Genomic DNA, 13,386 nt, shown 5'->3' with positions numbered 1-13,386 from the left:
CGTCGTCCTTCCTTGCGCGACGGGTCCAGTCGCCGGATGAACGTGACCTATCATCGCCAATCTCCGGGGAAGGGACGGGGATTGCCGAACAGGGGAAGGGGGTCGCGGTGAAAACGGGGATCGGCGAGAATTCCGCGCAGGACTACGGGCTTCCAGTGATTAGCTCCGTACTCGTCCGCTTCAGACATCATCTCGAGACGTAGCTGGCGTGCCAGAGTGTGGACCCCGCCATCCCTGACCGTAGTGCTCCATTCGCGCAGACGCCCCGCGACCTGCTTGACCGCGGACTCGTGATATTCATCGGCCAGTTCCAGCTGGTCGAACTGCCACGCCGTGCGCGCCCGCGTTTCCGGGTCGAGGATATGGGTATCGTCGATACTGAACACCGGCGACCAGACCCCAGCGGCGTCGAAGGCCTCGCAGGTCAGCCAGGGCTGGTCACGCGGGAGGCGGTCGAAGTAGGGGTGGACGAACTGACGCGCGACCACGGGATCGCAGTTGTTGCCCTTCAGGGTGTTGCAGTGCGCGCAGGCCGGCACGAGGTTCACCGGCAGGATCGAGAGCGCCGGATAGTCTGATCTTGGCAGATGGTGGTCCAAGCCGTCGACGGACCGGCTGGAGCAGAGCAGGCAGCGTCCGCCCGCGGCCGCCCTCAGCTCCAGCCGCAGGCCTGCAAGCGCACGGCGCTCGCCCAGAAAGTCGTACAGAGCGAAGTACGCAGAGCTCTCGGGCCAATCCCGGCTGGCGGCGACCGCGTCCGGTCGCCCCCTTCCGGCGACATAGTCGTCGTACTGGGCGAGCGCGTCCTCGAGCCGGACCCGGATGACGAGGCGTCGCTCATTCCTGACCCTGCGCGCGCACAGGCGCAGGTCAGCTTCCGCATCCCTCACAGGGGTCGGCAGGGACCTCATCGACCTGCCCGCCGTCGGGCTTGGCGGGCCATAATCATTCCTCTGGCCTGTCCGCTCAGCCCCCGCGGGAAGAGGGCCTCGATCGCCTGCAGCGTCATCGAGTCGGCCAAGCGCGCGAGCACGCCCGGATAGTCGCCGATCGGTGCTTGGAGCCTGAAGACCTCGCGGGAGATTTCGCCGATGTCCTCGCCAAAGGTCTCCAGTTCGGGTGAGCGGATTCCGGTCAGGCCGATGTCCCGCTCCACGATGCAGACATGCCGCGCGGGTGTCTCTTGGACGACCAGCGGCGAATGGGTGGCGACCACCGCGCAAGCGTCGCGTCGGAGGAGGACCTCCCGCAACAGGGTCAGGAAGGTGACGAGGAGCGGCGGATGCAGATGCGCCTCGGGCTCGTCGATCAAGACCAGCGTCCCCTTGCGCACAAAGGCGGCCAGCTGGACCATGAGCAGCAGGACGAACTTGTGTCCCGTACTGGACCGCCGGAAGCGTCGGCGCAGCAGGGTCAGGTCGGCGAGTTCCTCATCCGAGGGCGCTGCATGAAATCCGCCGAACGAACTCTCCTTGAACAGCAGGGTGACGAGCTCCTGAAGCAGGCCGTCGTCGTCATCCATTGCCAGCGACAAGGCGTCGTCGAAGTCGGCTGCGATGCTCCTGGAGCCCTTTAGGGGCGCGTCCTCCTGCCTGCGGCTCCGCGACAGATCTCGAAGACCGAAATAGGCGTAGCCGACATTCGGGCCTTGGCGGACGTAGGCCTGCCGCTCCGCGAGCGTCTCGCCAGGGACGTCGAACTCGTCAAATGCGCTGTACGAAAAGGCTAGGATGCGCGTCAGCGACAGGTCACCCTCGATGCTGTCTTTCGACGCGCCCGGCTCGAAAGCGCAGAGCGCAAGCCGGGCAAGAAGCCAAGTCTTGCCCGAGCCGTTCTGCCCCACCACGACACAGACGCGGCCCGGCAGGAGGTCATCGAAGGTGAACTCGAGACGGAGATCCGCGCCCGATGAGGACTGAAAGCGCAGGTGGCGCGGCGAGAGGTCTCTCGGACTGATCCGGTTGGCGAACCGGCTGCCGCCCTCCTCACGGGCCGCGATGGCCGGCGAGGTGCGAAGCAGCGCACTGCGGATCGCATTATCCGCGTCCGCAATCGCCGCAGCGGCCGGGTCGATGGCGATGTCCCTCAATGCGACCAGCACCTCGCGCGCGAGGTGATCTCCCGCGACCTCGACAATCCGGTCGTAGAAGCCCGGCTCTGCACCGAGGGAGGCATACTGCGACCCCAGCGCGTCGAAGGTCTCGGGCAGGAAGGTGCGCCCTGCCCGGTTGCCGCTCCGCATGATCCGGACCATGCCGATGACCGCGTCGCCCGACGGCGCGAGACGGGAGAGCTCGAATGCGCATCGGATGCCCTCCTCATCGAGAGGCATGCGGCGCAGCATCCAGCGCCCGAGCGAACGGCTGTCGTCCGCTTTGATCCGCGCGTTGCGGGGCGCGACGAACCGCTTCAAGGCGCTGCAGCCGCGCTGATAAACAGTCGATCGATCTCGGCCTCGAGGTCGGCGGCTCCCAATAGCTCGAGACGCATAACCTGGTTGGTCACCAGCAGGTTGCGGGCCACGCTGCGCATGCGGTCCTCCAAGCCGCCCGGCCCCGCCGTCAGACGTTCTTGGTGCCAGCGCTCGCCGAGAGCTCGCGACACGGCCCGGGAGCCGGCCAAGCCGGGCCGCTCGATGATGGCCGCTATCGCGTCCTCGTTGAGAGCGCGAGCCAAGTCCCAGCGCTCCTCTCCGGCTTGGGGTCCGCGATCGAGGGCCATGGCGCGCAGCCAGAGCCGCTGGAACACGTTGCGGACGCCACCGCGATAGCGCTCCTCTTGGGATCCGAAGCGCCAGCGCACGATCTCTGGCAGCAAAACGGTGGCCACAAAGGCCCAGACGTCGTCTCGCAGGGCGTCGCTTTCCCGCATGTGACCGCCCTGGCCGAGAAGGACGGCGGCCTCGGCATCGAAGACCGCCGCCTGCCTGTCGTCGTCGGGAAAGCCGCTGGCGGTCGCGATGGCCAAGAGATCCTCGGCCAAAGCCGCCAGAGCCGCCTCGCCGGCGACTGCACCGCCAACTGGCGGCAGGGTTGTCCAGCGCTCAGCGGCGGCCCGGCGCTCCCTCCATGGAGCCTGCATCAGCTCGGCGCTAGCAAGCAGCCGCCGGACGCCGTGGAGAGAGAGGCGCGGCATGAGGGGAGGTGGCGGCGTGACGTCAGTCATCTGCGTGTCCCAGTTCGGCCGCGAGGGTCGCCAGACCGGCGGAGAAGGCGGCGGGGTCCCGTCTGACGAGTTCCCGGACACTTGGCGCGTCTTGGCCGGGGAAGGCCTGCTCGATCCATCCGCCGACCGTGACCGCAATCGAGGTCGGGGCCTCGTCTCCTTCAGGGGCGGCGTTATGGGCGAGGACGGAGGAGACCAGCTGTTCCATCACGGCCGCGGTCATCATGTTCATCGTCGAAGCGTCGCCGGCGCTAACGCGTTCCACGAACTCGGGGCGATCGGCGTTGACGTAGAGCCTTACGTTTCCGGCCATGTCCCGATCGATCACGGCCGGAGTCCAGTCCAGCCGCCAGAGCGCGTGTGGCGTGTCCCTGAACACGGAGGCGAAGCTCTCCACCTGGATGGCGAACCGCGGCTCCTCGGGTTCTAGGCCCATGCGGGTCAAGTCGTGCCAGAGTTCCACCCCCGGCCGGGCAGGAGACAAGGCGGACCCTGGAGCCGTCTCGTGCAGGGTGATTATGGTTCTCAGCGCTAGACGCTCCGACACCTCGTCTCCCTCCAGCACCAAGGCGAACTCGGCCTCGGGCGAGGCCTGGGTGAGCAGATGCGACTCGCGGATCGTGCGGAGCCGCTCGCCCCGTGGCCCTCCGGTGCCGAAGATGAGGCTCGCGCGCATGACGAGGTTGCCGGCCGGCACGCCCAGGGCTAGCGCCGCCTGGTCGAAGTTGAGCCGGATCCTGCGGCGCAGGTGGAGAACCTCGGTCGGATCCCAGTCCTCGAGCCTCTCGGTCAGATAGCTGACGTGCTCGCCGCGTTCGATTGTCCAAGTGTCGGCCAAGACATTGTCCGGCCGGATCCGAAGATAGGGAAATGCGATGGACGCCATGATCAGGCCTCGACCCGGAGCGTCAGGCCCACGGCCGCCAGCCCGGACATCAGGATCCGGAAAGTCAGGGTCTCGTTCGCGCCAGGCTCGATCACGACATGGGTTCCGTCGGATCGGACGTCCCCTTCGGCATTCTGCCAGCCGAGCCCCCGGATGTGGCTGCCGTCCGCAAGATCTGTCTCCGTGGTCAGCCGGTCGTCGATGAACAGGCCGGGTCGGGCCTCGACGACAATCGGGCGCGCGCTGGAGTTTCTGGCGTTCACGGAAAAGAGCGAATGGACTTGGTCGCCGACCTGCTCCAGCGAGACGAATTCCGGCGCCTCGACCTGCCAGCGCTTGCGGGCTCCCCTGATGGGCCTTGACCTGCGACCGGGGCCGTCAGCGTCCGGATCGTCTGGCAGTAGTCGGCCGAGAAGCCGCGAGGGAATGGCGAGAGGCGGCTGGGTCTCGCTCGTGCCCGTGATCACCTGAACTGGCTGGCCGGTTTCCCTCGCCACCTGCCTGAGAAGTTCCAGGCTCCGGTTTACGATCCGGAACGGTCGTCCGCGAAGGGTCTCCGGCGACCAGGCGTCGTGAGCGGGCGGCTCGGCTGCCGTGAAGGCGGCCAGCACCTCGTTGGCCTCATCGCAGATGAACACGCCCCCCCATTCGACCTCCTCGGCGGAGAGCGGCGTGCCCTCCAGATAGGTCACCACCAGTTCCACGGGTCGCATCAGCGCGATGTGGTGCGATCTCTCGCTCGCCGGTCCGGTCTGCAGGAAGGTCCTCGGCCGGTGAAAGCCGCGGGCGGTGGCAACTTGGCCGGTGACGAGATTGCCATAGCTGGCCACGCGGGTCTTGATGACGCCCGGGTCACCGGCCTTCAGCTTTCGCCAGGCCTCAACGTAAATGTCGAGCGGAGCGGTGCTCTCGGGCGAGGGAATGGTCTGCATCTCGCCCTCGAGTTCGAGATCGAAGGTCATGGCCGGGCCCGCGCCTTGGTCGATCATCTTGGGCCAAAACCACCACAGGAGCGAGCGCCGGATTTCGTTCGCGGCCTCGACGGGATCGACGTCGGGGTGGACGATCAGAATCGTCGTTCCCGTGCTTCCAGTCGCGCGCTCCGGCAGGCCTAGGCTGCGCGCGAGCGCCTCGGCGTCCGGGCCCTCGACGGGCGCGGCGAAGCCGTCGTCTTCGCGCTCACCCCACCAGTGCCGGCCCGTATGCCTGAGGTCGCCTGCATCATAGGGGTCCGCAACCTGACAGCCGATCAGCCTTCTGACCTCGCCGTCTCCCTGTCTCGCGAGCGAGTCGATCACTAGGGTCGCGCAGCGGCTGGCCGAAAAGGTGGCCATCTTGCCGTAGCCGTAGGTTCCGCCACGGTCATCCTCGTCCTCGGAGGCCCCGATATTGCGCACGAGGTTGACGAAGTTCCGCTCCTCGTCTTTGGCCGCCGGACGATCCGCACGGGTCGGCCCTCCGAGACCTCGGGTCCCGAAGTCCGCGATCTCGATTACCAGCGGTGACGGATCGGCCTCGGCCAGTCCCAGTCCCGCGGCACCGCCGCCCGCCTTTGGGCGTTCCCCAAGGACTGTTCCGAACAACATGTCGGCCTGATCCGGGAGGAGTCTGCGCAGACGGAACGTCATCCGGATCTGGCCTGAGGCCTCAAGACGCGCATCCCAGGCGTTCTGGCCCGCCTCGCGGACCAGCACCTCGATCGGCGTCAGGGAGTGGGCTCCCAGCAGCTTGCGCGCGCCGCGACCGGACAGCGCGCCCGATGGCGGGAACGGTTCAGCGAAGAGGTGCAGGGGCACGGGCCAGATCCTCCTCGAGTGCACGCGCCCGGTCCTCGGCGACAAGGAAGGCTGAGGCCGTCGAAAGGTCGAGGCCATAGGTGACGCCCGACACGCCCGCGGGTAGCCTTCCCTCTAGAAGAGAGCCCGGCGTCAGTTGAGGGAAGCCGGGGCCGAGCACATAGGTCTCTTCCACATAGAGCGAAAAGCGCGGTTCGGTCTCCGAGGCGTCCGGCCGCCAGCCGCACTCGCCAAACAGGACCTCCAGCTCCGATGCGCCGCCGGCCAAGGCCAGCGCCTGGTGACCGAGCGCCGACAGGCAGAGAGTGCCGTTCATGTCGCGTTCGAGAACCTGCAGGTTCAGTCCGAGAGTCCCGCCCTCCGGCGCCTGAAGCTGCTCGAGCGACGAGATCGTGACCCGTCGCCCCTGCGACCTGAGCGTGGTCTTGACCTCAAGGGCGAGATCTCCGGCCCGGAAGTCATGCCGACCCGCCAGTGGGGCCCAAGCGCGCCAAGCGTCAGGACGGGTCTGGAGCATACGCACAAGGATGCGGAGCTCTCCCAGCAGGCCGATCAGCCGTCCCTCGTCCAGCGACGGGTCCGGTGCCCTGCGCAGAAGGGCGCGATAGTCGCGCATGGTGCTCTCGATAGCCTCGAGCGGGGCAGCGCCGTCGGCCACGCGGGCCGTAACTTGGGTCACCACGTCCGTGAAGACGCCCTCTAGCGAGGGTTCGCTGCAGGCGAGCTGCAGGAACCGCTGCGAGCGGCCGTCGCTACGCAGCGTGACCTCGCCGACCTGCAGGCCGTCGGCGGTCGGGAGCGCCCCGGGCGGGGACGCGGCGGAGACCGGAGCCAGCAGGAGAAGCTCACCCGCCGGACCCACAGCCAGCCGCAGCCGTCCTGCCGGTGCACGCGCCTCCAGTTCCATCGACGCGAGGCCGAGCAGGCCGCTCGCGGCGTCCTGGCCCGCGCGCCTCAGCCGCGCCCAGTCCTCCGACATCGAGAAGGCCGTCACTGGAGTCCGCCGATATCGGCCATCAGGTCCTCGCCCTCGTCGGCATCCTCACGGTCTAGGGTGACCCTGACAAAGCTGCGGCGCTGGCCCCTGTCGGGCAGGACAAGTCCGATCGCAAGCACATCGGTCGCCGCGTCCAGGGGGGCGCGATAGGTCGTTCCCGGCGTCGGCTCGGATCTCGCCTCGATGGCGTAGAGCAAAAGCAGGGGGATCTCGTCGCCGAGGACATTCTGTCGGTATCGCTTGAGGGCTGCCCAGTCGTCCGGACCCGTGTTGCCTTCGACGTCGAACAGGACGTCGCGGCGGGACATGAGCGCCTTGATGTCGGCCAGACCATCGCCCCGGCGCGCCGACAGGCGCGCGCGCCGGACCGTGCGGACCGGTCCCATGGTGCCGAGCGCGCCCATGGACGGGCTGCCCTTCGCCGGCTCGATCAGGCCCACATTCCACGTCCGGAACGCCGGGCCGGTTTCCGCCTCGCGTGCGATCCACTCCATCAGGGGAGCTCCGAAGGCGTCGCGACTGGAGGCTGAGTAGGTCTCGAGGAAGTCCGCGACGGCATCGAGCGGTGCCCCGCGGATAAGTCGTCCCCTTGCGACGGTCTCGACGTCCCGAGCCTGGGAGATCCGGTCGAGCAGACCTGCGCCCGCCGCCCAGTTCCGGTTCAGCTGATCAAGATCGTCGCTCGCGAAGCGGATGGTCTGCAGGTGTTCGCCCGAGAAGCTGACATCGCAGGTCTCCGAAGCGATCATCTTGGCCGCCGAGGTGATCGACATTCCCGGTATCTGGCGGATGCGAACCGCAAGGTCCATTGGGGTGAGGTCGCGCCGCGCATACTCTGCGATGTCCTGCCGGATCTCGGCCTCCACCTGGGCAAGATCCCGGAACGCGCCGGCAAGATCCGCCGTCATCCAGATACGGGGCAGATCCTGGTACCCGGGCCTGTAGCCGAACCAGCGCCCCATCTGGAGCAGGGTGTCGTACTGGCTCGAGCTGCGGACAAAATAGCTTACCGACAGCCCCTCGATCGTCAGCCCGCGCGCGAGCACGGAGCCGCCGACCACGATGTAGCGGCACGGCGTGCCCCGGCCGAAATCGAGCCGGCTCTCGCTGATGCTATTTTCCACGATGATCTCGAGCTCCTCGACGAGCCTTCTGACGAAGGGCTGGACAGAGGACCAAGGCAGGGGATCCAGACCCCACCGCCTGCCGTCCACCCGAGCCGCCTCGCTGACCCAGAGCGCCTCCAGCTCGGGTTCGATCTGGGTGAGCGTCGCTTCGATGCCCGCCTTCCATTCGCGGATCAGCGCTGCGATCCGTTCGTGGGCGTCGGTATAGACGGTCGTGTGGATCAGCATGCTGAAATGCTGGCCCTCCTGACCACGCGCCAGCCTGGCGCTCGAGGAGAGCACGAACCACCTGAGCGCCTCTTCGAGAGAGGGCGGCACGGTCGGGGAGAAGCCGGCGCGCGCCCTCGAGGCCGGGCGCACCGCCGCCGCGTCGGCGGCCGGGACCTCCCGGATCATATCCAGCCCCTGCTCCTCGAGCTGTTCGGCGTCTGCGTCGTTCGGCGGTCGACCGAAGAGCGCCTCGGTCCCGAAATACTCGTCAGAGGCGGGCAGGGCCGTGACGAAGTCCCTCGGATAGAGGTCGTCCAGCGCTCCCTCTGCCGTATGGGGGTTGATCAGAACGTTGGCGAAGGGGGTCGCCGTATAGCCGACATATTGGACCCGCGGAAGGCGGGCGATCAGAGTGCGAATGGCCTCGTTGATGGCGGTGCTGTCGAAGGCGCTGCCGCTCGAGTTGACGCTCGCCTGATCGCATTCGTCATCGATGACCAGGACCGGCATCCTCGCCCGGAGGGTCTCGCTGGTCCGTTCAATCGCCGTGATCAGTCGACGAAGCGGGGTGACGTTCTTCTTGATCACCGCGACTTGGATCGGATCCATGCTGGAGAACCAGCGGTTGGGGGGTGTCTGGAAGTCGCCGTCATCCTCCACAGTCGTGTGAAGGTGCCAGAGCTCCGGATTTCGGGCTATGAGATCGCTGACTAAGCGGGACTGGGTCTGGCGGCGCAGGGCGTTCGTCAGACCCGACAGGATGACTACAAACCGATAGCCCGCGTCCGCTGCACGCGCGATGACCGCGGTCATGTTCGCCGTCTTGCCGCTCTGAACATGACCGACGACAAGGCCACGGCCGGAAAAGGAGGCCAGTGAGGGATCCTCGAGCATGCCGGTCACCTCGGCCGAGGTGTCTTCGATGCCGTCCACCGTGGACGCGGACCAGCGGCGGCGCTGCAGGAGAAAGGCTTTCAGAGATGGCCAGTGCAGGTCCGTGGCCGCGCTGCCCTCATACCATTCGGGCCGACGCGGCTTGTGAACCGAATGTGGGCGCAGGTATTCGATGGGGCGCTCCAGCCCTTCCCGGATGTGTTCCTGCGCCGCCGCCCACTGATCCGCTTGGGCTCTTTCGAGCGTCGCGCCGAGGAGCAGCTCCAGCTCTCGCCGCGCAGCGCTTGCGGCAGCCGGCAGAGGGAGCCCTGCGGCCATCTGACTCCTGATCTGGCGGATCCACATCTCGACCTGAGGCGAGACCCCACTGCCCTTGTCCTGATTCATCGCCCCTCCGAACACCACAGTAGCGTTGGACCTCCGGAGATCAACGCCTACGTGTAGCCCATGTCGAGGGTCAATCTCTCATTCAATTGGCTCAGGCGACGCGCCGCGGGTCCGCAGCCTCGCAGGAAGTCGAGGCGCGCTCGGCCGCGGCTCGTCACGACACGCAATCTGTTGCGAACGCTCGCAACCCCTCGACACAGTTGGCGACAGAACGCCGAATGCTGGGAATCCCTCCCGGCTCGCCCGATAATAATTCAACCCCCTCGGTGGTCGTTCAAAGGGGCTGTGGGATGCGGTTTGTTCGTTGGTGCTGATCGCAGGACCCCCGCGCCACCGCTCACCCAGCGCTGGAGGAGCAGGGTTTCGAACCGAGACCTATAGCGTCCGCGCAATGGTCCCCGAACCCGTCCGCAGAGGGCACCCGGGGTGGCACCCTGCGCGCGCCCACCGTCACCAATGATTTGAATACCCCGGTGTCGTTCACGATACCGAAGCAGTGTCGCTAGCGACCTGATCACCTCTCGGTCGGTGTCGTTCGCGACACCGTACAGCCCGTGTCGTTGGCGAGACTACCTTCTATATCTTGGGTGGGGGGTCTCGCTTTGCGTTGTGGCGAGCGTCAGTCCCGCAGGCCCGCGCCGCCTTCGCGACCTTGTTCGCCTGCTCAATCGTCTTGAAAGCGCACCATTTCGTTGATGGTGGCTCATCCGCGGTCGGCAACCACGAGATCCGGAAAACTTGCGGATGGCCCTTGCCAGCGATGTGGGAGGGGCGGCCTGGGCGATGCTCCAGGATGTCGAGCGCGACCACTTCGGCGATTGTCGGCGGAATGCTGTTCCGGCGAATGCCCCAGTCGACCAGATCGGCGTAGGTGACGATAAGTTCGCCGTTCTGGGCACCGCCGTGGTCCATGTGCTCGATCAGCACGCGGTCTACCAGTTTGCGAGCGTTCAGAGACATCGCCCGGAACGCCGGACTTCGCATAATCTGGCGAGTAAACCAGACAAACCCCTCGCCCTGCGGAGGCCTGTTCTGTTTGGCGAAGCGCGACGCGGCCATCGCCCCGGTCGAGCGGCCGGTCTTGTCGTGGCGACGGCCGACCATGCCGGGTCACCGCGTCCAGCTTGAGGAGCACCCGATCGACGCCATGGTTACGGGCCTCACGGCCGAGTACTCTGGCCGCCAGTGGCCAGAGCCTTCCGAAGATCGCCGACGTTCCAGACGGTGGTCTGTGGCCCCAGCTTTCGGGGTGCAGGGATGAGACCCTGCTTGACCCAACGCCAGACGTTTGACGGGGAGGTCGCATAGAGGGTCGCGACCACCGGCAGCCGGACATGGGCTGCGTCAGGAAGGTCGTCGAACCGGAACTCGCTGGAAGTTTCGGGGAGATTTCGCATCAACTTTGCTCCTGCTTGAGACGGCAGGAGACTTGTCGCTCAACGACGCGCCTGTCTCGGGTGACTCGGTCGACGAAGTGCCGGACTTAACTGGACTGAGGTCGAACGTGACACCCGGTATGGATAGCGGCACATCGACCACCGGCAAATCTGGAATGCCGGTCACGGCCGCTTCGGCCACCTTCTTGGTCATCTCGTCGCAGAGACGTTCCCTCTCAGGATCCCTTCGCTTCATGGCCAATGCTTCCATGATGGTGCTGCGGCCGACCTTGAACTGGCTTTCGGCTTCCATCACCGCGGCGTCCTGCTTACCGCCGCGCAAATGTTGGAGCACGTAGACCATCGCCGCCATGGACTCCTGGCACCACCGGGTTGCGCGCTTCACTGGACGATGGCGGGGTTTCTTGATCTCGCCTCTCAGATGCCTCGCGATAAACGCGAGTTCCTGATCGCTTAAGACCGCACCGCGCTCGACTCTTTTCGCGAGCCGGGACAAGTCACCCTCCTCCGCATCCGCCATGCTCTGAAAGGCGCTGAACGCGTTGGCCTGAACGATGAACCTGATGTGGTAAGGCAGGTTCATCGAGCCCCCCTCAGCGGCACGATTCTGCCGCTCGAAAAAGGGCGGGAGCAGAAGTCGGCCCAGTCCTCTGCCAGCCGACGGCGCTTCTCGAACAAGTCACCACGCCGATAGGCGGCCTCCACCTTGTTGCCCACGGTGTGTGCCAAGGCCATTTCAGCCACCTCGCTCGGGAATGCCGTGTACTCGGCTGCCCAATCCCTGAAGGTCGATCGGAACCCGTGCGGCACGGCGGGCACCTGCATTCGTCGCAGGACCGCTGAGAGGGTCATGTCCGATAGCTGGCCGCCTCGCGGCGCCTGAAACACCAGATCGCTGCCAGCGATGCGCGGTAGGGTTTCAAGCACCTCCATCGCTAATGTCGAAAGCGGCACGCGATGCTCCCGGCCGGCCTTCATCCGTGAGGCCGGCACGATCCAAACCCGACCAACCATATCGATTTCGGCCCAAGTGGCGCCGCGGACCTCACAAGATCGCGCGGCCGTGAGGATGGCGAAGGTCAGGGCACGAGCGCCGATGCCCTCTGCACCACGAAGGCGCTCCATGAACTGGCCGATCTCCTTGGTGGGTAGCGCGCGGTGGTGAGTAGGCTTTGAAACCCTGGAAGGCTTTGGGAGCAGCTTGTCGAGGTGTCCCCGCCAACGGGCTGGATTTGGGCCGGTCCGATATCCTCGAGCGGTGGCCCAATCCAGCACCTGTTCCATGCGGCCGCGCACTCGGCTGGCGGTTTCCGTCTTTGTGGTCCAGATCGGGTCGAGCACTTTGCTCACATGCGCAAGCTCGACGTCAGCGACCGATAGGTTGCCCATGACCGGATAGACGTAAGCGTTGAGAGAGCTGCTCCACTGGGCTCGATGCTTCGAGTTGCGCCAGGCAGCCTTCTGACCCGAAATGAAAGCCTCGGCCGCCTCGCTGAACGTGAAAGCCTTCGCCGTGTCAGCGGCGAGAGCCTTTCTGGCAGCCTTGGCCCGCTCGATGGGGTCTTCACCGTTGCGGATCAACTCTCGCGCCCGGCGAGCGGCTTCTCTGGCACCAGCCAGGGTGACATCGGGATAGCCGCCCAACCCCATGTCGCGTCGACGGCCGCCGATGGTCGCGCGCAGAATCCAAGTCCGTCCGCTCGTGGGCAGAACCTGTAGGGCTAACCCCGCGACACCGCCAACGAAATAGAAGCCGGGAACCGTCAGCCGCGCTACGGCAAGCGGCGTCAGTTCTGTTGCCTTGCGCCCCATCGGTCACACCCATTTCCACACCCATCATTGATGTTGCGACGGGTGGAACTGAGATGCAACGCCTTGCACCACCAAATGCCTGTATTGCCAAGTGACAGTCGCCGCTTTGCCGCGAGTCGCGACGATAAAGAGTTCGATGCAGGCGGACACCCTCTCCGCCATCGCTACTGAATTATCGTTATAATTCAGTAGCTTGTGTGGGTGGTTATTTTCGGTACCGGTAACAGACCCAACTCCGATTACAGAGCGCGGGCTCGATGTCCGTTTAGCGGGTTCCGCCAGTCCAAACCTGGAGCACCGGCATGACCGTCGGATCGGTCGATCCCGCGTGGAGCGGCTGATATGCCGCGCCGGTATGCGGGGTCTGGTGGCCCGCGCCCGACCTGATCCACCACTCCGACCGCGGGAAACAGTATACCGCCGAGGCCTACTGCTCCGCCCTGGCCCGATGCGGCATCACCCCGTCCATGGGCCGCAAGGGCGACTGCTGGGACATCGCGCCCATGGAGCGCTTCTTCCCCACCCTCAAAACCGAACGTGTCCATCACCGCATCTACGCCACCCGGGACCAGGCGCGGCGGGACCTGTGCGGATACATCGAGGGCTTCTACAATCCCCGTCGCCTGCACGCGTCACCGGGCTATATCAGCCCCGCCGAGGCCGAACTCTGAGCGGCTTAACCCCGTCCACTCTTGCGGGGGGAAGATCAGTCTGG

11 protein-coding genes and 1 pseudogene are annotated in these 13,386 nt (G+C 66.1%); 1 reads left to right on the top strand and 11 read right to left on the bottom strand.

The annotated features are described in order from the left end of the window. Window positions 1–50: 50 nt before the first annotated feature. The 11 genes from PSV00_RS12835 to PSV00_RS12785 all read right to left on the bottom strand — a co-directional run bounded on the left by PSV00_RS12835 (window position 51) and on the right by PSV00_RS12785 (window position 12,671). On the bottom strand, window positions 51–911 hold the full coding sequence (locus PSV00_RS12835) for a hypothetical protein (protein WP_300447867.1): 861 nt from the start codon (window positions 909–911) through the stop codon (window positions 51–53). Further along, entirely contained in the window at window positions 908–2,413 is a 1,506-nt protein-coding gene (locus PSV00_RS12830; RefSeq protein ID WP_300447865.1) for an AAA family ATPase, read from the bottom strand. Before PSV00_RS12830 ends, PSV00_RS12835 begins: the two co-directional genes overlap by 4 nt. Then, on the bottom strand, window positions 2,410–3,165 hold the full coding sequence (locus PSV00_RS12825; protein WP_300447864.1) for a hypothetical protein: 756 nt from the start codon (window positions 3,163–3,165) through the stop codon (window positions 2,410–2,412). Before PSV00_RS12825 ends, PSV00_RS12830 begins: the two co-directional genes overlap by 4 nt. Continuing rightward, window positions 3,158–4,051 (bottom strand): hypothetical protein, encoded by an 894-nt coding sequence (locus PSV00_RS12820; RefSeq protein ID WP_300447862.1) that lies wholly within the window; start codon window positions 4,049–4,051, stop codon window positions 3,158–3,160. The genes PSV00_RS12825 and PSV00_RS12820 overlap by 8 nt, the downstream gene beginning before the upstream one ends. A gap of 2 nt (window positions 4,052–4,053) precedes the next feature. Further along, complete coding sequence (locus PSV00_RS12815; RefSeq protein ID WP_300447860.1) at window positions 4,054–5,847, bottom strand: hypothetical protein; 1,794 nt, start codon at window positions 5,845–5,847, stop codon at window positions 4,054–4,056. Then, the gene (locus PSV00_RS12810; protein WP_300447858.1) at window positions 5,825–6,841 is read right to left on the bottom strand and encodes a PD-(D/E)XK motif protein; all 1,017 of its coding nucleotides are present in this window, start codon (window positions 6,839–6,841) and stop codon (window positions 5,825–5,827) included. Before PSV00_RS12810 ends, PSV00_RS12815 begins: the two co-directional genes overlap by 23 nt. Further along, entirely contained in the window at window positions 6,838–9,462 is a 2,625-nt protein-coding gene (locus PSV00_RS12805) for a Z1 domain-containing protein (RefSeq protein WP_300447856.1), read from the bottom strand. The genes PSV00_RS12810 and PSV00_RS12805 overlap by 4 nt, the downstream gene beginning before the upstream one ends. Window positions 9,463–10,038: 576 nt before the next feature. Then, on the bottom strand, window positions 10,039–10,566 hold the full coding sequence (locus PSV00_RS12800; RefSeq protein WP_300447854.1) for a hypothetical protein: 528 nt from the start codon (window positions 10,564–10,566) through the stop codon (window positions 10,039–10,041). 56 nt (window positions 10,567–10,622) lie between these two features. After that, entirely contained in the window at window positions 10,623–10,859 is a 237-nt protein-coding gene (locus PSV00_RS12795; protein ID WP_300447852.1) for an AlpA family transcriptional regulator, read from the bottom strand. Further along, a complete protein-coding gene (locus tag PSV00_RS12790) occupies window positions 10,807–11,442 on the bottom strand; it encodes a hypothetical protein (RefSeq protein WP_300447850.1) in 636 nt (211 codons plus the stop codon). Before PSV00_RS12790 ends, PSV00_RS12795 begins: the two co-directional genes overlap by 53 nt. Then, window positions 11,439–12,671 carry a site-specific integrase gene (locus PSV00_RS12785; RefSeq protein ID WP_300447847.1) on the bottom strand — a complete coding sequence of 411 codons (1,233 nt, stop codon included), beginning with the start codon at window positions 12,669–12,671 and terminating at the stop codon, window positions 11,439–11,441. Before PSV00_RS12785 ends, PSV00_RS12790 begins: the two co-directional genes overlap by 4 nt. 371 nt (window positions 12,672–13,042) lie before the next feature. On the opposite strand from PSV00_RS12785, the pseudogene PSV00_RS12780 reads away from it, so the two are divergent. Next, window positions 13,043–13,342: pseudogene (locus PSV00_RS12780) on the top strand (integrase core domain-containing protein); the annotation flags it as partial. Window positions 13,343–13,386: the final 44 nt, after the last annotated feature.

This window comes from Brevundimonas sp. (assembly GCF_029945885.1).
GTDB lineage: Bacteria > Pseudomonadota > Alphaproteobacteria > Caulobacterales > Caulobacteraceae > Brevundimonas.
This window is presented reverse-complemented; position numbering and strand designations above follow the sequence as displayed.

What these genes read in the sequence shown, in the direction of transcription:
- PSV00_RS12795 (WP_300447852.1), bottom strand. Translation starts at nt 10,859, where the DNA reads ATGCGAAATCTCCCCGAAACTTCCAGCGAGTTCCGGTTCGACGACCTT.
- PSV00_RS12785 (WP_300447847.1), bottom strand. Translation starts at nt 12,671, where the DNA reads ATGGGGCGCAAGGCAACAGAACTGACGCCGCTTGCCGTAGCGCGGCTG.
- PSV00_RS12820 (WP_300447862.1), bottom strand. Translation starts at nt 4,051, where the DNA reads ATGGCGTCCATCGCATTTCCCTATCTTCGGATCCGGCCGGACAATGTC.
- PSV00_RS12790 (WP_300447850.1), bottom strand. Translation starts at nt 11,442, where the DNA reads ATGAACCTGCCTTACCACATCAGGTTCATCGTTCAGGCCAACGCGTTC.
- PSV00_RS12825 (WP_300447864.1), bottom strand. Translation starts at nt 3,165, where the DNA reads ATGACTGACGTCACGCCGCCACCTCCCCTCATGCCGCGCCTCTCTCTC.
- PSV00_RS12805 (WP_300447856.1), bottom strand. Translation starts at nt 9,462, where the DNA reads ATGAATCAGGACAAGGGCAGTGGGGTCTCGCCTCAGGTCGAGATGTGG.
- PSV00_RS12835 (WP_300447867.1), bottom strand. Translation starts at nt 911, where the DNA reads ATGAGGTCCCTGCCGACCCCTGTGAGGGATGCGGAAGCTGACCTGCGC.
- PSV00_RS12800 (WP_300447854.1), bottom strand. Translation starts at nt 10,566, where the DNA reads ATGGTCGGCCGTCGCCACGACAAGACCGGCCGCTCGACCGGGGCGATG.